Origin of the sequence: Cytobacillus solani (assembly GCF_001420595.1) — a bacterium.
Taxonomy (GTDB): Bacteria; Bacillota; Bacilli; order Bacillales; family Cytobacillaceae; genus Cytobacillus; species Cytobacillus solani.
Genome location: NZ_LJIX01000006.1, coordinates 4,243,006 through 4,263,767, shown reverse-complemented (window position 1 = coordinate 4,263,767; position 20,762 = coordinate 4,243,006). Strand labels below are relative to the sequence as shown.

Below are 20,762 nucleotides of genomic sequence, written 5' to 3'. Positions count from 1 at the left end.
AGGTATTAGTTTATTAAAACCAGAATATATTTATAGCACTCTAGACTAAGGGTAAGGTGGTATTGGAATGGATAAAAGAGTTCTATTTGACTTTGAAATTGAGTTTACTAACGGGGGTGGAATTCAAGGGCAGGAATTCCGCCTAGATATTGATGGAGATGACATATCTGACGAAGAGTTAGCTAGGTATATTGTAGAAGATATGAGGTTGCTAATGGTTGATAAAGTAAGGATTCTTAACAAGAAAATTATTAACGAAAAACATAAACGAAGACCTGCTGATGAGAAATAATATTTCTTGAAGTTTTAGCGCCAAACTTAAGTGGCTTTTCTTTTTATGGGCGATTTTTTAAAAATTTATAATACTAAAGAGAAACATTTCTGTAATTACTCAAACCTATTTTTGTAATGCAATATGAAATAATCAAACATTATTATAATAAATTGTTATTATCAAATAGAAAACCGTTATTTTGAACTATCCTTTTTCAAAATAACGGCTTTATTAATTATTGCTAATATAAGGAATTCAAATGGGGTTTAATCAATCTTTATTTTACAGCTATAGTAACGGGACAGTTTTCTTTAACAAGGATAAAATAGAATGTGGTAAAATATGGTTATAGCATTAGGGATACGGTTATTGATTTTAGAATTACGTTGTAAGTTTATACACAATTAAAGGGGAATTAAGATGAAAATACGTTTAGTGAAAGGGTCAGACTACTATGTAATATCTCCACTAATCAATAAGTGGTGGGGAGGAAGGCAAATGTCTGATATGTTACCGAAATTATTCTTTGACCATTTTACAAATACAAGTTTCGTTGTTGAAAAGGAAGGAGAAATTGTAGGTTTCCTAATTGGCTTCCTTTCTCAATCTTATTCTAATGAGGCGTATATTCACTTTATTGGAGTTCACCCTGATTATAGAAGACATAACATCGGAAAAAAATTATACAACGAATTTTTTAATAAAGTTAAACAAAATGGTTGCAAAATTGTCCGTTGTGTAACGTCTCCTGTCAACAAAGTTTCGATTGCTTATCATACTAAGATGGGGTTTGTAATTGAAAAGGGAGATAAAACAATTAATGGTGTTTCCGTCAATACTGATTATGATGGACCAAATCAAGATAGAGTATTATTTGTGAAAGAGTTAGTTTAATTAATAAACCTTCTTATTCTATTAAATGGCTCGATACTTCAATAAGGAATATTGCTTATTTCTTTTTCCATTAACGAAGCAGGTTTGTTAAAGAACCGAAACATTCCTATCTTTATAAAAAGCTGAAACTCTATATTAAGGTTTAGAAGTGATTATAAAATTTTATACTTAAATAACAAGGCAGAATACTAACAGAAGGAGAAATAGACTTATGCCAGAAAAAAATGATTCATTTCGTGAAATGAATTTAAAAGATAAGACGGCAACAGTTGCAGGAATAACATTGCTCATTATCCTTGTGTTAGGTTTTGTATTGGGACTTTATTTCTTTGGACTGGCAGGGATTTTTAAACTGCTCGGTGTTCATTATAAATCTATTTGGTCATTGGTTGTTTTTGTTGTCAGTTTTTTTATTCTAGGCATCATTTTCGAATTGTTTTCCAAAACAATTTTTAAGCTGTCCGTCCGAAATATAACAAGGGAAATATGGGTCTTTTTCATCCGAATCAGTTTTGAAGTCACAACAAACTGGCTAGTCTTGTTTACAGTGGATGAGTTTATGCATAGTATTACACTTTCATGGAAAACAGAGATAATTATTGCATTGTTAATTGCCCTAATTGAAATTGCTTTTGATAGTGATAAGGATTAAGCTGCCAATAGTGATTGACTTGTATCTTTCCTATCTTGATGGTTAGCTAGCATTTATTTGGTATAGATAGTTTCCTTGTATTGAAAATAACGGAAGTTTAGTGAAGGGAAAATTAATTATTTATAAGATGGAGATCATACTTTAATTATTCCATTATCAGGCACTTCAATGAAATAACTATGGGGCACATATTATACATGAATAATATGTGCCCTTCCTCCTCTTATTTTGGCAAAATTGGGTGATTAGACTTGGAGAAAACTAAAACTACAAAAGCTATGAGAGGATAAGACAAAAACTTAAAAAGATGTAAGTTTATAAAAATGATTGATCATTTGGCCAATATTTTAGTTACTCTTAATATAATTCTCCTTACTATTGAAAATAGGATTTTTATGATCCGGAAGGTACCATTCAGTAGCAATAGCTATCTGCTGTTCGCTAAAGAGCTTTTTTAACTCTTCCATAAAGACTCCCTTGGTCATGTCACAGGAGGGACTGCTTTGAATGCCTAGAATACCAGTGATTTGATAGTCGCATTTTTTGTATTCCGTCAATTGTTCGAGAACTGGCAATAAAATTTTTCGACAGTGCTGACGATATTCTTCATTATCATATTCCTCATAAGTCATAGATGGACGTTCTAATCCTAAAAATGTGAATTCGGGACAGGGCAGCTGTATAACCCCTAGTCCTTCCTTTTGAATCCAATCTAATACTGTAGGGATTGCACCAAAACTCCGTGCTTCCCCTTCTATGACCGTGTTTTGATTAAAAATGCAATGGGATACGAGCAGAATTTTTTTATTACGCTGCATGGCGGTCATTTCCTTTATATATTTTTTGGAACATTGGTAATTTGATAACGATAAACATGACTAATAAACAAGTAATAATTTTATCTACAAAGTTGCCGGTGATTCTTGATATAAAGGTAGAAGCAAAAATACTTTCACCAGCAGCTCTCATCCATAAAACGATAACATCCATCCCGCTTCCATCTAAACCGCCAAAGACAGCTACAGCAATAGGGGTTCCTATTAGTGGTGCAATAATAGAAAGAAGAATTCCTGTTATAAGTGCAATATACCATTTAGTGAAATTGAATTTTCTTGCCATGAGTCCAACTACAATTGCAATTGCAACATTAACTAATCCGAAAAAGAAAGCTGTTGGGCTTGTTGTAACCCCCAAAACAACATTTGTTAACAAACCGGTTAAAGCCCCCCACCAAGGCCCAAATAGAACAGCCATTAATACTGTTCCGATTGTATCAAGAAATAAAAGTGGGATTTTCATAGCTGAAATGATTGTTCCTAATATAACATTCATAGCAATACATAAAGCACCATAATTTAAAATAACAGTTTTTCTATTACTCATATAAACTTCCTTTCTAATTCTATTGATAAGCAACTAATTATTATCACTTTAACTAAAAAGTTAGAATGACATTTATCACAAATGTGTTATTTATCGAAAATAACTATTAGTCATTATCGATTTTATAGATAAAACAAATAATGATTTACGTCCTGTAATTCCAATCGTTTTTATGAAAAACAATATTTCATTCGTTAGAAGAGAAATTCCCAAAAAGGAAGGGCACTTGGTAAAATAGTTATTTTATAACATGAAATTATATAGAAGAGTCATCTTTCTGTTTATGCAGTAATAGAAAAGGAGTTAGGAAGAGTCATCGGCGCAGCTGGATTTAATGTCCTAACAACATTAAATGAAGTTGAATTGATTTTTCATTTTGCGAAAAATGCGTGGGGGAAAGGTTACGCTAGAGAAGCGGCAGCAGCATGTGTTCATTTTGCGAAAATGAACCCGAAAGTAATGAAAATTTACGCCTCAGCTGATCCAAAAAATACAGGTTCATTGAAAATCTTAGAGAAAATTGGATTTAAGTATAAAGGAATGAAATGGTTTGAGGATACGAACCAGGAAGAGGCATATTATGAAATCTAGGTAAGTTAGAAAAAGGGTTGTCTGCAATTATTAAATTGGGGCAGCCTTTTTTCAATGTAAGTATGAATGAAAAATAAACTCATAGTGCCAATAAAAATATTTATGATAAACGATACGAGTGCAGGTAGTTTTTTTTATAAAAGAGGCGATAAGTAAAGTAAAAGAAGAGCTGCTTAGACTAATGTATAAATGGATCTAAATCCAAAAAAAGAAAAGGAAAAATGAAATTTTCATAATTATTACATATATTCCACACAATTATTAGATACACTCACAAAGTGAACCAGCATGAAAGCGAGGATAGTAATGAAATGAAAAGAATGATTTTTACAATGTTTCTCCTCGTTTTAGGGTTTTGCTTGCCTGATGGAGCCGAAGCAGCAAGTACATTGCAATCTAAAATTGATGCAGCCTCAAAGGGTACTACTATTGAAATAAGGGAGGGGGAGTATAACGAAACAGTGAATATTTCTAAGCCCATAACCTTAATAGGAAAGGGGAAAGTCCTGCTGCGCTCTTGTGAGGAAGAGCCGGTCATTGCCATTAGTGGTGAGGGAGTTATTCTCAAAAATATCAAAGTAGAGTACTGCGGTGATAGAAAAGAAGACATGGCTGTTTTTGTAACTGGTTCTAACCATATTTTAGAGGGAATTGATATTGAAACAAGAGGTGCGGGAATAAAACTTGATCGTGCAGCTGACGTGAAGATAGAAGATAGTAAGATTGTTGGCGAAAAGCAAGGAAATGGAATTGATTTATGGAAATCCTTTAGAAACACCATAACAAATATAAAAATTTCTAATGTGGCTGACGGAATTTATTTAGAACAAAGCGAAGAGAATATATTGTTCCAAAATACGATTCAAAATTCACGTTATGGGATGCATCTTATGTTTTCAGACGATAACTTACTTAATGAAAATGTATCTAAAGCTAACTCAACTGGTGCAATGTTGATGGAATCAAATCGAACCGTTGTAAGTAATAACAAGTTGTCCTTTAATAACAATAGTGTTCATGCTCAAGGACTATTACTTTATATGGTTTCTGACACAATGGTAACCGGAAATACAATTATTTCAAATCGAGTAGGTATATATATAGAAGAAGCTGAACGTAATCAAATAGATAATAATACGATTATGGATAATTTTGTAGGGATACAGTTTGAAGATGCAAATGGGAATACGGCTGAAAGGAATACCTTTGTTGGAAATGTTAATAACGCTCAGGCGATAGAAAGTCTTGAGCTCATCATCGTAAAGGGAAAAGCAAAAGAGATCCGGCTTCTAAGCAATAAACTGACGAGTTTAAAAGGTGTCGAATATGGGAAATTTACAGTGGCACCAGTTGAACATGTGTAAACTGCTTCCTCGATAAACAAACAATATTAAAAGCTTGTTATCTTCTATTAAAAATAATAAGTGCCTGTAACTGCCTGTTATTTGTAGATATCCACTTAGCAAATGACAGGCGGTACGGGCACGTTTTTTTTATATTATGGTTTCTAACCATTTAATCATTCTTACATACAGTTTTTATAATTCTGGCAAATGGGTATTCTGTCATAATCATGTTCCATATACTAATCCTCCGCCGTGTATATAGATAATCGTTTTTCCTTTCTATTTGTTTTAGATCTTATAAATGTTGCTTCTAAGGCAAGAGTTTGAATTTCTCCATATTTTATTGTCATTTTATTGTACATAAAATGGACAGCCTTGCCGTTATAAAGTTGTATCTATAAACTCAAGTAAGCGCAAGCCAATATTAATTTGCAAAAGTTCCTCGGGATTCTCAAAATTAATATTAGCTAGTTTTATAAGCCGTTCAATTCGGTATTTTGCCGTCTTTGGGTGAATGAATAACTCCTCTGCAGTCGTTTTGAAGTTTTGGTTATGATCTAGAAAAACCCTTAATGTCTTATTAAGTTCTGGTTTGGTTTTTTGAATTTCTAATATTTTTTCAGGTACAAATTTTATTAATTCATCAATATTATTTGTTTCCAAAAATAATTGGAAGATTCCTAAGTCCTTGTAGGACACGATTTTATTTTTTTGGCCAGTTAGTTTTAATATCTTTAAAATGTTGTTTGCTTGTTTATTTGCCAAGTGTAAATCAGTTACATTTGATTTGTTGCTGATTCCTATATTAAAGGATAATTGTGAATAATAGGATAAGGAAGTAAAAGAGTTGATGGCTACAGTTATTTTTTCGGAAAATCCTTGATCGTTATCTGAATTACAAATGAGAAAGATAATCTTATCCTTTTTTACCAAACTTACAAATTTGCTCCAACGGATTGAGATATAATTCGATAGGGTATTTAAAATAGATTCAGAATCTTCTCGTTTTACTTTTTTTCTGTTGCTCTCCACCGAAAGGTCAAATATGACGAGATGGATATTGTCTTTCTTGCTAAGATTCAGGAAATGCAATATCTCTGCTAATTCTTCCTCTGTTTGATATCGTGCATAGATTAAATCATTAATGATCTCATTTAAATGACTGAGATTTTGCTGCTGCAATGCATACTTCTTTAGCAGTTCCATTTGAAGAGAACTTACTGTATTTTCTATAGCCATAAAATCATCTTCAGTCGTCTTTTGATTTAATTCATGGATGATTAATCGATAAACATCTGTTCCTAGTGAAGGGATTTCTACCGATAATTGGGAATAGTGTTGAGCTGTAAGATCTGTATGAGAAACTACTTGTCTTTGATATTCAAAATTAGTATAGCGTTTTTTGGCCAGCTTGGTCGATTTACTTACATGAAAGTCACCTAATTCTAGATTTATACTTCTGTATATAATGGAATTATTTTTAAAAAGACTGACAGGATTAGGGATGAGATCCTCTAATAAAGCAAGTATATCTTTTAATCGTGGCTCTCTGAGTGCCATATTCGTGAATTGATTGCTAATCATGTAATAGCGGTCTAGCAGAACTTTATTTTTATTAATTAACGTTTCCATGACACTCAAAATAATGGCTTCGTACCGTGTTTCTTTTTGGATTTTTATCAGGGGGATTTGATTCACATTGCATTCCTCAATGAAATGTGCTGGAATCTTCTTTACTAAACGATCTAATTTAACAATGAAAGCTGCGATCCCTATCGTATTCGCTTTTATAAAAAATTTTTTCGTTTCAGTCAATGAAAGATTTTCAAGCGCAAAGAAACTAGTTAAGCATACTTGTCCAAAGTTCCCCCAAGCTTCAATATCAGGAGCTTCCATAACCATTATCCCAGTCACTTCTTTTTGCAAGCCTTTCATTCCCGCAATTAGCTCGGATTCATATAAAGACTCAAAGTCAAGTATATCTCTAACTGTTAAGGTCATATCTTTACCTCCCATCGAACGTAGAAGTAGTTTTTTATATACTAAACTAAATAAATATAAAAGGAAACTTTTTATCTTTAAATAATAAAAATAGCATTCCATAAATTTAGTCCCTTTGAGATAAAATATACTCCTGACTCTATACATAGCGGATAAAGACGAATGTAATTGACAACGTTTACAATGAAGTTGGGTCATCATAATGAAATCACTCCCTAAAGTTTAGACTTTCCCCCGGATATTTCGTCATACTTTGAGAGTGGTGGTTATAACAATTGATCGATTGTAAACACTGCTTAAGCACTTAGTTGTGCGCCCATAAGGGCAGCTAAAAATTCACTGTTTGGCAACAGTGTAGGTTAAAATTCACAGTTTAAAACCTATCATCACCCACCTTATCCGAAAAGGAAACTGGACGGGGAGTGTAGCATGGTGTGGAAAGCCGTAAGTTGACTAGTGTCTAAGTCACGACTGAATGGCTAGATGAAAATTGTAAACAAGGAAGAAAGCTAAACTGCTTGAACGATAGTCTAAGAGCGATGATGCTTGCGTGTAGCGAAAGGATACTGAAACGCTATATGGGTAAAGGCGAAATAATGAAACTCGGTATGGAGCCAAGTGAACTTTATCCACTCAACTGCCATAAGCAGAAACAGACGAAAGTCGCTTCCGACATTACAAAAGCTATGTTTTTATCTGTCTAAATGGGGATTACCTAAGTTGGAAAGCCTTTTGAGGCTATGATAGTTGTATCTGAATATCCAATAGGGTAACGGAGTTTCCGTATTAGTCCGAGATAGGGAAAGCCTATTACATGGCAAAGGGAAACAGCTTGTCTAGTTTAATACAACAAAGGTTAATGCGTGAGGCATTATAAAAATCTTTAATAAGTATTAAACACTTCAAATTGATAGACAAGTGGAGAGCCGTATACATTGAGAGGTGTACGTACGGTTCGGAGGAGAGCGTTTGGAAACCTATCATAGTAATATGACAAGGCGCTGGGCGCTTATCCTACTATGATCGATCTCGTATTTACTTCATTCCCTAGATATATACCATTCTAAAAAGAACGGAGGTTTTAGATAGAAGAAGAAAATAAGCAAGCAATAGTAAGAAATCTTTCATTATGATGAAATTAATATTCTGAACCTTTTTCTTACTCTGTAAAGAAAATATATTTCAGTGGATTAAACGATCAGTTATTATTCTTATCAAACATTAAGAATGGAGGTCTCCAAATGGCATTTAAAAAGCGTAATCTTTATTCAATAACAGCAGCCATCCTATTTATGCTGATATCTGGATATCAAGTATTTGCAGCAGGAGTAGATGAAGTTAAAATTCCAACTCCTACTGGTTTTCAGGCGATTTTAGTCATTGTTCCAATCATTTTGATTATTGTACTTTTATTCATGAAGGTGGACATGCTGGTTGCTGGTTTTGCTGGCGGTGCATTAGCCATGTTAATAGGTGGTATTGGGATTGCACAGGCCAACGAAGAGTTTTTAAAGACCATACCACAAATGCTTTCTAATACTGTTCCGGTTGTAAACTCAGCCATTGCTATGGCTGTATTCGCATCTGGCGGGTATACTGCAGCGTTAAATCTAGTTCGACGTAAAATTGGCAACAAGAATGAGTACATGGCTGCCTTTATTGTCATTCTACAAGCTGCTGCAACGTATATGTCTGGTGTTGGCGGCGGTACGGCTATGGTAATTGCGCCATTAGCGTTTGCAGCCGTAGGTGCAATTCCTGAATTGATTGCAGCTATGTCTATAGCTACAGCTGTAGCATTTACGACTTCACCAGCATCTCTTGAATCAAGCGTTGTCTCTAAGTTATCTGGTATTCCAGTTGCTGAGTACGTTGGAACAATGAGATGGGTTACATTGCTATTTGCAGTGATCGCAGTAGTGTTAGCTTTCTATGGCGCGAAGAAGAGGGGCAGCTTGTTCGTCAGCAAAGAAAGTGAAGAATATGCTGCGATGAGCAATGGTCAATTATTTAAAATTACGATTCCTGCGATTTTCATGCTATTAGCGATTATTGTCGGACCATTTATTAATAAGGCGTTAGACTATTCACTCATTAACCCTCTTGTTTATACAATTGGTACTGTCGCATTAATTTTCATTTGTACTAAATTTAACTTAAACCAGACTACAAATTCTTTAATTGATGGATCTATTTATATTCTTACGAGATTATTTCAAGTCGGTATTTTCCTAGCGTTTATCAACCTTATTAGTAATACTGGAGCATTCCAAGTTATTGCTAGTGCGGCTGGAAATGCTCCAACTGCATTAGTTGTTCCTGCTGCTGTGTTAGCGGGTGTTTTAATTGGGATCCCTGCGGGAGCATTTGTTGGTTCTATCCTAGGATTAGTCCTGCCGATCGCTGTTTCATTAGGTTTCTCACCTTTAGCAATAGGCTTTGTCACAATTGGTGTTGGATTGGGAAGTCAATTAAGTTTTGTTAACATAACCATGCAAGCATTATCTGCTGGTTTCAAACTTCCTATTATAGAAGTAGTAAAAGGCAATGGTAAATGGGTTGGATCTGCAATAGCATTACTTCTTGTATTATCATTTATTTTATCTTAATAACCTTAAAATGGAGGGAATTAATATGGATATCTTAATCAAAAAGGCACGACTTGAAGAAGGTGCAGAGTTACAAGATGTAGCAATTAAAGATGGCAAAATAGCAGCTATTGGGCATGCGATTGATGCAGATGCGAAGCAAGTAATCGAAGCAAATGGCAAGGTATTGGTTCCTGGATTTATTGAAGGGCATATTCACTTGGACAAAGCATTAATTGCTGACCGCCTTCCAAATAAATCTGGAACATTAAAGGAAGCCATTGAGGTTACTGCAAAGTTAAAACCAACATTTACAAAAGAAGATATATTAGATCGTGCACAACGTACAATTGAAATGTTAATCGTAAACGGTACAACTCATATTCGTACTCATGCTGAATTTGATCCTTCACAAGGCTTCACAGGATTTGAAGCGATCATGGAATTAAAGGAAAAATATAAGAGTTTTATCGATATGCAAGTTGTTGCATTCCCGCAAGAAGGAATTTTTAAAGCACCAGGAACAGAAGAAATGATGTTTCAGGCAATGGAAGCCGGTGCAGATGTAGTGGGGGGAATTCCATATAATGATTCTCCTGCAAAAGAACATATTGATTTGGTATTTGAAATTGCTAAAAAATATGGCAAACCAATTGATTTTCACCAAGACTTCAAAGACGATCCAGAAGGGATGACAATTGAATATATTTGTGAAAAAACAATTGCTGAAGGTTATGAAGGACAAGTTTCACTAGGTCACGTAACGGCATTAGGAGCAGTTCCTAAAAAACAATTAGAACCAATTATTGAAGGTCTAGCCAAAGCCCAAATTAGTATTATGTCTTTACCAGCTACTGATTTGCATATGGGTGGACGTAATGATGAATATAATGTTAGACGCGGTCTTACGCCAATTCGTGCGTTACGTGATGGTGGAGTAAATATGTGTATCGCTACAAATAATATTCGTAATGCGTTTACTCCTTATGGAACAGGCGATCTTGTTCAAACAGCCATGCTAGCCATTCCTACAGCACACTTGGGAGGTGCAGCAGATTTACCGACTGTTTTACCAATGATCACAACGAACCCAGCTAAGGCTCTTGGTATAAAAGATTATGGGATTGAAGTTGGACACACTGCTAACCTTGTTTTACTAGATACAGAATCTGTTACAAACGCGATCATCGATCTGCCAACACGATTGTTCGTTATTAAAAATGGACGAGTTACAGTAAAAACTGAAAAGATTGTAACAGTTTATCGATAATAAAATGACGAGTCCCTATTTGTTGCCTGAACATTTAGGGGCTTTTTTTACACTCAAGCCTTTTCATTTAAATTTCAATGAATCTATTACAGCAAGTTTTTATCTATAAGAGATAACATACGATTGTCTATTTTATCTTCATGTAGCGATGGAAACACTTACAGTCAACTTTATAATTAATACGAGAAAAGGAAAGGGGAATATTTTTATGCTGCACACAATTATTAAAGAAAATAGTTATCAAGATTCCATCAATTTGATGTTATTAACGAATTCTGTTAATGGTTTAGACGGAGTAAATAAAAGTTCCATCATGATGGGAACGGACGCAAATAAAGATATTTTTAGAAATTCCGGATTACTTACACCTGAAGCAGAATCTGCAAAAGGGAATGATATGGTAATTGTTGTTGATACAGATGACGATGCTGTTATGAATCTGGTATTAGCAGAAACGGATCGTTTTCTAAATGACCTATCTGTAACAAAAGAGTCAGGCGGATTAAAGAGTGTGAAAAATTGGAAGGATGCCCTAGAAGCACTTCCTGATGCAAACTTAGTCCTATTCTCTATCCCTGGAGAATACGCTGCGGATGAAATTGAAAAAGCACTAGACTATAATCTTAATGTTTTCTCTTTCAGTGATAATATTTCTATTGCTGATGAAGTAAGACTTAAGAAAAAAGCGCATGAAAAAGGTCTATTGCTAATGGGACCTGACTGTGGAACAGGTATTATTTCAGGTATTCCAATGGCGTTTACAAATGTAGTAAACAAAGGAAATATAGGTATTGTTGGAGCTTCGGGAACAGGTATTCAAGAAGTAACAGCTATGATAGACAAATTAGGCGGCGGTGTTGTTCACGCAATCGGGACAGGCGGCCGTGATTTAAGTGATAAAGTGGGAGCAATTACAGTGAAGGATGCCATTGTTGGTCTAGAGCATCATGACGCCACTGAAGTGATTGTGGTCATTTCTAAGCCACCTGCTCCACAGGTAAGAAACGAAGTTGTCCAATTGCTTCACGATGTAAGCAAGCCGGTGGTAGCGATTTTCCTTGGAGAAAAACCTGATCACCACGAAGGCAGTGTGTACCTTGCACACACATTAGAGGAAACAGCAAGAATCGCTGTGGATCTGGCGAACGGACAGTCTGTGAAATCAAATTATTACGAGCCTGCTGCTCATCATGTAGAAAATCCTCTGCCAGCGGGTAAGACAGTCAAAGGACTATATTCAGGCGGTACATTAGCTGCAGAAGCAGGTATGTTAATTTCTGAATCATTAGAATTAGGCGGATTGGTTAAAGAAGAGGGATTTATCTTAAAGTCTCATGGTTTTGAAGTCATGGACCTTGGAGATGACATCTACACACAAGGTAAACCACATCCGATGATGGACCCTGAAGTTAGAATGAACAAAATTAAAGAATATTCAGTAGATCCTTCTACTGGCGTGATTCTGCTAGATTGTGTATTAGGATATGGAAGTCATCCAGATATGGCACAAGCATTAGCTCCGGCAATTAAAGAAGCCATTGCAGTGGCTAAAGCAGATGGAAGAGACTTGCATTTTGTAGGGACTGTTGTAGGGACAAAACAGGATCCACAGGACTTCAATCAAGCTGTTGCAACATTAGAAGAAGCAGGTGTTATTGTTGAAGAGAGCAATGCAAAAGCTGTTCAATTAGCACTTAAATTTATGGGTAAAGAATTAGTTGAAGCAGATAAGCAAGTGATTCCTTACAGCAAAGAGAAAAATCCTTTACCTGCACTTAGCTCAGCTGTTGATGAAATGCTAAATACGATGCCTCGGGTAATCAATGTTGGTCTTGAAAGCTTTAATGAACCAATTATTAAATATGGTGGTCAAAGTCTTCAATTCAATTGGAAGCCTGTTGCAGGAGGAAATAAGAAGTTAATCAAGATCTTAAATGCTTTACGTAAAAAAGAAGAAGAAATCAATGCTTCAAATGAAAAGGTGATTGATAGAATCAAGAATTCTCAACCATTCCTTGTAGATGTAGTATCTGCAAAATCAGTTATTCCAGAACTAAATGGAAAAGTATTGCTTCATGCAGGCCCACCAATTACTTGGGATGAAATGACTGGTCCAATGCAAGGTTCATGTATCGGGGCATCATTATTTGAAGGCTGGGCATCTACGGAAGAAGAAGCAAGAAAACAACTTGAATCTGGAGAAGTTACTTTCATGCCATGTCATCATGTTCATGCTGTTGGACCGATGGGCGGTATTACTTCAGCGAATATGGCTGTGCTAGTTGTAGAAAACAAAGTAGATGGCACGGTTGGTTACTGCACAATGAACGAAGGAATCGGTAAAGTTCTGCGTTTCGGAGCATATTCCCAAGAAGTAGTCGATCGCCTACACTGGATGGCAAATGTTTTAGGACCAGTTTTAAGTCAAGCTATAAAACTTAAAGGTGACGGAATCAACCTAAATGTTATGATTGCAAAGGCCATTACAATGGGAGACGAATTCCATCAAAGAAACATTGCGGGATCTCTAGTATTCCTAAAAGAAATCAGTCCTTCTATTGTTAAGCTGGATATTGAAGACAGCACGAAGGAAGAAGTGATTCAATTCTTGGCAGATACGGATCAGTTCTTCTTAAATATCATGATGGCGACAAGTAAAGCAATCATGGACCATGCGAGAAAGATAGAAAGTGGTACAGTTGTTACCACATTAACTAGAAACGGTAAAAACTTTGGTGTTCGTATTAGCGGAATGGGTGATCAATGGTTTACTGCCCCTGTTAACACACCAAAAGGATTATATTTTACAGGATACTCAGAAGAAGATGGAAATCCTGATATCGGTGATAGCGCCATTACTGAAACAGTCGGCGTCGGCGGTATGGCAATGGTAGCTGCACCAGGTGTTACTAGATTTGTTGGTGCTGGCGGCTTTGAGGATGCATTAAGGGTATCTAATGAAATGGCGGAAATCAGTATTTCACATAACCCTAACTGGAGTATTCCAACTTGGGACTTCAAGGGAACTTGTTTAGGAATTGATATAAGAAAAGTTGTGGAAACAGGCATTACACCAATCATTAATACCGGTATTGCCCATAAAAAAGCTGGAGTAGGACAAATCGGTGCTGGAACAGTAAGAGCTCCTCTAGCATGTTTTGAAAAAGCGTTAGAAGCGTATGCAGAAAAACTAGGAATCACAGTTGAATAATGATTTCTAATTCCTTAGAAATTGAATATGGGGTAAAGAGCAATTATTTACCCCATATTTTATATGAAAATTCTGTTGGGAACATTCACAGTGTTTTTCAAACTAGCTTTAATCTTGTATTTCATGACCAATTAGTGCATGTCGGGTCTTTAGGGACACCAGTGTCCGCATTTGGGGTCAATATTCCGGGAAACAGCCTTCAACAGCTGTTAAACAGAATTTCAGCAGGAAATTCTGTTCGATATGAAGATGGAAAAATCATGATTGATACATCAAATCATGAGGTGAAGATCAAACTGGATAAGCTTTCGGAAGTAGATTTGCGGTTAAGTCATCTTCCAATCGATAGGGTGGATGTAAAAAACAATGAAATATTTAGACTAATCAATCAAATTGACTTCCTTGGGGATTCAGGTGTTATTCAATCTGCCAAAGAATCATCCTTGCTAAATGAATTCATCTCTGCACAGTCAGATCATAAGAAGGTTATCAAAGCCATTATAGAACATTTTTTTGGCAGAGGAATTGGTTTGACTCCAAGCGGTGATGATTTTATTTCCGGTCTGATTATGGTAGAGTCATGCTTTTCAGATGATTCATCTTGTAGAGAAGAGCTGAGTGAGTTCTTAAGTAGGCATTCTTCAACCACTGATGTTAGTCGCAGTTACTACCAATGCCTGCTGAATGGCTATGTTAGTGAAAGTTTTAAGCATTTACTAAACAATTTATCTGGAACGGTTGAAATTGCTAAAGCCAGAAGACTTGTGAAAAACGTAACAAACTACGGTCATACTTCAGGGATCGATACTTTATTTGGTATCCAAGTCGCATTAAAGAAGCTGATGCAGAAATAAAAATTTGAGGAGTGTTATATAGATGGGAAAAAAAATCGTCGTTGCACTAGGCGGGAATGCAATCTTAACTGATGACCCCACTGCACTGGGACAACAAAAGGTATTAAAGGAAACAGCTGAAAAACTAGTAGCATTAGTAAAGCAAGGACATGAATTAGTAATCAGTCATGGAAATGGACCACAAGTTGGAAACTTGTTAAACCAGCAAATGACTGCTGACTCTGAAATAAATCCTGCATTGCCATTAGATTCCTGTGTTGCCATGACTCAAGGCAGTATTGGATTTTGGCTGCAAAATGCTATGAATGAAGCGCTTAAAGAGGAAAATATTGATAAACAGACGGCTTCAATTATTACTCAATGCTTAGTTGATAAAGATGATCCTGCTTTTATGAATCCTACAAAACCAGTTGGGCCTTTTTTAACAGAAGAGGAAGCAAAAACCGTTGCGGAAAAAGATGGGTCCGTTTATATAGAAGATGCTGGCAGAGGATGGCGTAAGGTAGTTGCTTCACCAAAGCCGCTTGAAATTATTGAATACCCGATAGTAGAAAACCTTGTGAAAAATGGATTTATTACAATTTCAGCCGGCGGCGGCGGAATTCCAGTTATTAAAACAGAAGAAGGAATCAAAGGTGTTGAAGCAGTAATTGATAAGGATTTCGCTGCGGCAAAACTAGCTGAACTTGTGAAGGCAGATTACTTGATTATTCTTACTGGTGTTGATTATGTGTTTATTAACTATGGTAAAGAAAATCAGAAAAAACTTGAGGACGTTACTCTTACTGAATTGAAGGAATATATCAATCAAAATCAGTTTGCAGCAGGAAGTATGCTGCCAAAAGTTGAAGCTGTTGTTAATTTCTTGGAAAATAGTCCAAATGCAAAGGCAGTTATTACTTCATTAGATAATATCGCAAATCTCAAAGATGAGCTAACTGGGACAGTCGTAAAGAATAACAATTATTTAGAGAATGCCATTTAGTTTGTCATACTATAATAAGAGTTCTAAAAGTAGAGTAGTAGTTTAGAAATGAATTTTTTATCATGCTTTTTTATGGGACTGGAGAAATATCTAATTGTGTAGTCTCCAGTTCTTTTTCTTTACAAAAATATTTAAAGTAAAAGCCGCTAAATAGATTGTAAATCTGAAAAAAATAAATTAATATGATCCAGACACTCTTATAAGATCTAGGAGAAAAAATATGAAAATAAGAATGAACATAACCACTCAGATTATTCTAGCGACTATTCTTGGCGTATTATTTGGTGGATTCTTCGGAAAATTCATGACATCCATTGATGTCTTTGGAAATATATTTTTACGGTTGATTCAAATGTCCATTGTTTTATTAGTCATGGGACAGATTATTGAAGCAGTTGGTGGGTTAAATCCAAGGAAATTAGGAAAATTAGGATTTAAAACGGTCATTGTTTTTATCACTTCATCTTTCCTGGCTGCCTTATTTGGTATGGTAATAGGAGTGTTATTTAAAATAGGGAAAGGAATTGATTCCACTCTACTCTCGGACAATCCACTGCCAGAAATGGGTACAGCAAGCTCTATAGAAGATACGATTCTTAATTTTTTTCCTACAAATATAATTAACTCTATGGCGCAAGGATCGATTGTTCAAGTTATTATTTTTGCCATCATTTTTGGACTGGCATTAAGTTATGTCAGGTTAGATGACAAAGAAAACAAAATATTTCAAGGAACAGTACAGTTTAATTCAGTCATCTTAAAATTGGTTACCTTAATTATGAAGATTGCACCAGTGGGAATATTTTTTATAATAGCCTCTACTATCGGAAATATGGGTTTGCAAGTTTTACTTCCATTGGCAAAGTACTTATTAATTTATTGTTTGGCCACTTTTATATTTCTATTTATGTGGTTTCTATTTGTTTCCTTATACTGTAAAGTAAGTATGGTTAAATTAATCAAGAATATGGCTCCAATGTCTATTATGGCTTTAACTACTACATCTTCTGCTGTTACTCTGCCAATTGCTTTAAAGGATGCGAAGGAGAAACTTGGAATAAGTGAAAGAATTACAAAATTAGTCCTTCCATTAGGAATGTCACTCAATAGTAACGGGTCAGCTATGCATATGGCAATTACATTAGTCACAATTTCACAGATTGCTGGAATTTCATATTCAGGTGGAGAATACTTTTATCTTGTTATTTTAGCAACATTAGCTTCCCTCGCAAATGCTGTAGTACCAGGTGCGGGATTAGTATCATTGTCTATTGTCGTTCCACAATTGGGATTGCCAATTGAGAGTATCGCCCTATTTGCTGGAGTAGAATGGTTTGTTGGCATGCTGCGCACGATTTTAAATGTTGATTCAGATACTTTAAGCGCATTTATTATTGCTAAAAGTGAAAATGAAATCGATTATAAAATTTTCAATCAATAAATGGCTTAATTTAAACGTTTATCATTCTAAGTAATTTATTGATTTCCATACTATAAAAGGCAGGTACCGACTCTTTATTAGGCTAAGGAAAATATATTCTCGCCTGAAAGTTAAAGAAATGAGCGTTACGTCATAAATTTAACATCTACATAAAAAATGTGGATGTTTTTTTTTGTTGACCTTAACGATTTATGATGCATCTCAATATTTTTGTACAAAAAATGTAAAAAGGCATTTACTAAAATAATAGGGGCAAATGTGTAATTTGTTAATGTTAAATATATCTAGACATCAATCCAACTTATTATTCCCAATCACGTTTAATTGAAAGAAAAAGAAAATAATATAAAAATGAATAGAAAGAATATTCAAATGGATGGCGAAAATTATTCAAAAGTGGATGGGTCAATTCCTTTTCATTTATTTTATACTGATTACTTAAATGTAGTGGAAGTAAATCATTTTTTATAGAGGTGGACGATGACGATGAAAATATTAATTGCCTTTGTCTTTATTATTTTGATAATCGCCTTGGTTGGGACTTTAATGGTAACGCGGAAGACGGATGAAAAATATAGCGAAACGACGAAAAAAAATACGACTAATTTAACGTTCATATATGTTGCGGTTATTTTTTTGTCTATTATCGCCCTTGGTGTGTACATTAGCTTTTTCGCTTAAAGGAGTTCGCTGCAACATTATATGGATCAGGAGAATTCAATACGTGATCTAATTATCGTTATAATAGATAAAAGTAACGAAAATTAGATCACAATTTTGAATGAAAAGAGATGGAATGAAATGGACTGGAATCTTGATCGAAAGTCTAAAAAACCGATATATAAACAAATTGCTGAATATATTGAAAATGGAATTGCTGATGGGACCTTTCCGCCAGATAAACCTCTTCCATCGGAGAGATACTTAGCGAAAGAGCTAAATATCAATAGGAGTACAGTTGTAGCTGCATATGATGAGATTGAATCAAATGGTTTAGTTCAACGAATTCGCGGAAGTGGCACGATGATAAGTCAGGATATATGGGGGATAACAAAAAAACGTATCCCTAGTTGGAACAGATACATAGAAGCCGGTTCATTTTTGCCAAATTTGCCGCTCACCCAAAGAATACGTAAAGAGATGGAAGAGCAGAAACTAATCAATTTAGCGAGCGGTGAATTATCAGAGGATCTTTTTCCGACGAATGCATTAAGGGAGATTACGTCCACTCGCTCTTTTATCGGCCGGTTAGGTTATGATCATCCTCAGGGGAATGCAGGATTAAGGACGACTATTGCAAAGCATGTGAAGGAGTTCCGGGAGATTGAAACAAATCCCTCCTCTATTCTAATTACTTCTGGGGCACAACAAGCTTTACATCTAGTCGTTCAATGTTTGTTAAAGCCTGGGGATGCTGTGTTAATAGAAGACCCATCCTATCATTACAATCTTCCGATATTTCAAACAGCAGGTATAAAAACGTACTATTTACCGGTTAATGATCAGGGGATAGACACTGATGAGTTAATAGCGTTACATAAAAAACATCGCATTAGAATGATATTTTTAAATCCAGCTTTTCAAAATCCAACAGGCACTTTACTAAAAACGAGTCAGCAGAAAGCTATTTTGGAAATATCCTCTGAACATGGAATACCTGTAGTGGAAGATGATCCGTATAGTTTAACGTCTTTTAACGGCGAAGGAGTTTCAACATTAAAGTCGATGGATACGCATGGAAATGTCCTATATATTAGTTCTTTATCGAAGGTTGTTGCTTCGGGTCTTAGAATTGGTTGGATTATTGGTCCAAGATCGGTAATAGAAAGATTATCTGATGCCAAACAGCAAATTGATTTTGGACATGCGAGCTTTACTCAATGGATCGCTAACGATTTTTTAGAATCCGCACATTTTCATTCGCATATTCAGAAATTAGTGAAGGAATTAGAGAAGCGGCGGAATCAAATTGTCTCTAGCCTTAATTACTATTTAAAAGATCAAGTGGAATATACGATTCCTCAAGGTGGAATCCATATTTGGTGTAAATTAAAAAGAGACGTTGATGAAATGAAGTTATTGGAACATGCGATTAAGCGGGGAGTCATTTACGTACCTGGAGTTACAATGGGATCCCGAAAAGGGTATGTGCGATTCACTTTTGCAAGAGAAAATGAGAAGGCTATCGATGAAGGAATCAAGCGCTTTGCAGGTGCACTAAATGCTGCCAAATAAAAAGAGAATCATGATTGCGTTCATGATTCTCTTTTTTTACTATATATTCTTTATTAATATATCATCAATAACCATATTTCTAGTTCTATTCTGTTTGTCTCATACAATATTCCATTGCCTGGTTAATCCATTGTTGTTCATCTTCTGTGAATGGGGAAGGGGTCATGTTTTCAAGTTCCTGAATATCGAGTTCTTCGACGTTTGCATCAGCTAGTTTTTGAATCAAATCTTCACCAAGAAATGCAAAAGATGCTTCAATATATGTTTTAATCATTTCTTGTACTTTTGGATCCTCAACAGGTTTGCCGTAAAGCTGTTTTACTTCCTTAGCTAATTGAATAAAGGTTTGATCTAAGGTGGTTTTCTCTTCTTCCGTTTTTTTCGACAATTCTTCTACAATATCCGCTTGCATGTGCCGTTCCATCCATTCCTTTTGTATATATTCTGTTTGCATGCTATGGATGAGGCTGAATAAGATGGCACTATCTACTTCCCCTTCTTCCTCTAGTAACTTAGTAATTCTCTTAATTGCCGCCATTGATAGTTCGATTTTTTCTTTTTCTTTTTCTAATGCTTGTAAATGGAGAGATAACGTTTCATTTAAATCATTAGTAAAACTCGATTCATGTAATAAGTGAAGGATTTTATCCAGACTATACCCAAGAAACTTTAGACTTACGATTTTCTGCAAGGTGAGGATATCTTGGTGATTGTAAATGCGATGTCCTGACGTTGGATTCTTTTCTGGCTGTAAAAGACCGATTTCGTCATAGTAATGCAAAGTACGAATGGAGATTCCTGTTTTTTCTGAAAATTCACCTATGGAAAACTTATTATTTTCTTTCATCTAAATTCCTCCCATAAAAAAGTATAGGTTCATTATAAAACCTGACGTGGCTGTAGGTTCAAGTGGGAAAGTGAAACAAGAATCAATTTAATGTTTCACTTAGCCGAAGCAAGCACTTTTAATCACAATTAGTGCTTTGCCATTCCATCCACTGAGAAAAAAATATTAATTGCCCTTAAAGTATGAAACT

Annotated in this window: 17 protein-coding genes and 1 pseudogene; 14 read left to right on the top strand and 4 right to left on the bottom strand. The window is 35.3% G+C overall.

The window, feature by feature from the left end:
- The first annotated feature begins 67 nt into the window (after nt 1-67).
- From AN957_RS23195 to AN957_RS23185, 3 genes are all read left to right on the top strand, one after another.
- On the top strand, nt 68-292 hold the full coding sequence (locus AN957_RS23195; RefSeq protein WP_056686293.1) for a hypothetical protein: 225 nt from the start codon (nt 68-70) through the stop codon (nt 290-292).
- A gap of 402 nt (nt 293-694) precedes the next feature.
- A complete protein-coding gene (locus AN957_RS23190; RefSeq protein ID WP_056686290.1) occupies nt 695-1,168 on the top strand; it encodes a GNAT family N-acetyltransferase in 474 nt (157 codons plus the stop codon).
- A gap of 211 nt (nt 1,169-1,379) precedes the next feature.
- Nucleotides 1,380-1,820, top strand: a complete 441-nt coding sequence (locus AN957_RS23185; protein WP_053477687.1) for a YrvL family regulatory protein — start codon at nt 1,380-1,382, stop codon at nt 1,818-1,820.
- A 347-nt stretch (nt 1,821-2,167) separates the two neighbouring features.
- Here the strand turns inward: AN957_RS23185 and AN957_RS23180 are convergent, their stop codons facing one another.
- Together AN957_RS23180 and AN957_RS23175 are read right to left on the bottom strand one after the other, a co-directional pair.
- Nucleotides 2,168-2,638: a CD3072 family TudS-related putative desulfidase gene (locus AN957_RS23180; protein WP_053477688.1), complete on the bottom strand. Its 471-nt coding sequence runs from the start codon at nt 2,636-2,638 to the stop codon at nt 2,168-2,170.
- Nucleotides 2,628-3,203 carry a CD3073 family putative ECF transporter S component gene (locus tag AN957_RS23175; RefSeq protein WP_056686288.1) on the bottom strand — a complete coding sequence of 192 codons (576 nt, stop codon included), beginning with the start codon at nt 3,201-3,203 and terminating at the stop codon, nt 2,628-2,630. Before AN957_RS23175 ends, AN957_RS23180 begins: the two co-directional genes overlap by 11 nt.
- A 291-nt stretch (nt 3,204-3,494) precedes the next feature.
- Here AN957_RS23175 and AN957_RS23170 point away from each other — a divergent pair, with 291 nt between their 5' ends.
- Nucleotides 3,495-3,794, top strand: coding sequence for a GNAT family N-acetyltransferase (locus tag AN957_RS23170; RefSeq protein ID WP_075209225.1), 300 nt, complete (start codon nt 3,495-3,497; stop codon nt 3,792-3,794).
- Nucleotides 3,795-4,105: 311 nt separating this feature from the next.
- Nucleotides 4,106-5,158 (top strand): NosD domain-containing protein, encoded by a 1,053-nt coding sequence (locus AN957_RS23165; protein ID WP_056686279.1) that lies wholly within the window; start codon nt 4,106-4,108, stop codon nt 5,156-5,158.
- 363 nt (nt 5,159-5,521) lie between these two features.
- Here AN957_RS23165 and AN957_RS23160 read toward each other — a convergent pair whose 3' ends face one another.
- Nucleotides 5,522-7,141: a PucR family transcriptional regulator gene (locus AN957_RS23160; RefSeq protein ID WP_056686277.1), complete on the bottom strand. Its 1,620-nt coding sequence runs from the start codon at nt 7,139-7,141 to the stop codon at nt 5,522-5,524.
- A gap of 1,241 nt (nt 7,142-8,382) precedes the next feature.
- Here AN957_RS23160 and AN957_RS23150 point away from each other — a divergent pair.
- The 9 genes and pseudogenes from AN957_RS23150 (at nt 8,383) to pdxR (ending at nt 19,725) form a co-directional block, all read left to right on the top strand.
- Complete coding sequence (locus AN957_RS23150) at nt 8,383-9,750, top strand: hypothetical protein (RefSeq protein ID WP_056686268.1); 1,368 nt, start codon at nt 8,383-8,385, stop codon at nt 9,748-9,750.
- A 25-nt stretch (nt 9,751-9,775) separates the two neighbouring features.
- Nucleotides 9,776-10,999, top strand: coding sequence for an amidohydrolase family protein (locus tag AN957_RS23145; protein WP_053477693.1), 1,224 nt, complete (start codon nt 9,776-9,778; stop codon nt 10,997-10,999).
- A gap of 148 nt (nt 11,000-11,147) precedes the next feature.
- A pseudogene (gene fdrA, locus AN957_RS28695) lies at nt 11,148-12,929 on the top strand (acyl-CoA synthetase FdrA); the annotation flags it as partial.
- Nucleotides 12,930-12,959: 30 nt separating this feature from the next.
- Nucleotides 12,960-14,210 (top strand): YlbE family protein, encoded by a 1,251-nt coding sequence (locus AN957_RS28690; protein WP_380000472.1) that lies wholly within the window; start codon nt 12,960-12,962, stop codon nt 14,208-14,210.
- Nucleotides 14,210-15,064: an oxamate carbamoyltransferase subunit AllH family protein gene (locus tag AN957_RS23130; RefSeq protein ID WP_056686258.1), complete on the top strand. Its 855-nt coding sequence runs from the start codon at nt 14,210-14,212 to the stop codon at nt 15,062-15,064. Before AN957_RS28690 ends, AN957_RS23130 begins: the two co-directional genes overlap by 1 nt.
- 22 nt (nt 15,065-15,086) lie before the next feature.
- A complete protein-coding gene (gene arcC, locus AN957_RS23125) occupies nt 15,087-16,049 on the top strand; it encodes a carbamate kinase (RefSeq protein WP_053477695.1) in 963 nt (320 codons plus the stop codon).
- A 220-nt stretch (nt 16,050-16,269) separates the two neighbouring features.
- Nucleotides 16,270-17,490, top strand: coding sequence for a dicarboxylate/amino acid:cation symporter (locus AN957_RS23120; protein ID WP_053477696.1), 1,221 nt, complete (start codon nt 16,270-16,272; stop codon nt 17,488-17,490).
- A gap of 480 nt (nt 17,491-17,970) precedes the next feature.
- On the top strand, nt 17,971-18,171 hold the full coding sequence (locus tag AN957_RS23115; RefSeq protein ID WP_231690140.1) for a hypothetical protein: 201 nt from the start codon (nt 17,971-17,973) through the stop codon (nt 18,169-18,171).
- A gap of 120 nt (nt 18,172-18,291) precedes the next feature.
- Entirely contained in the window at nt 18,292-19,725 is a 1,434-nt protein-coding gene (gene pdxR / locus AN957_RS23110) for a MocR-like pyridoxine biosynthesis transcription factor PdxR (RefSeq protein WP_053477698.1), read from the top strand.
- A gap of 85 nt (nt 19,726-19,810) precedes the next feature.
- Here the strand turns inward: pdxR and AN957_RS23105 are convergent, their stop codons facing one another.
- Nucleotides 19,811-20,572: a MerR family transcriptional regulator gene (locus AN957_RS23105; RefSeq protein WP_056686255.1), complete on the bottom strand. Its 762-nt coding sequence runs from the start codon at nt 20,570-20,572 to the stop codon at nt 19,811-19,813.
- Nucleotides 20,573-20,762 lie beyond the last annotated feature (190 nt).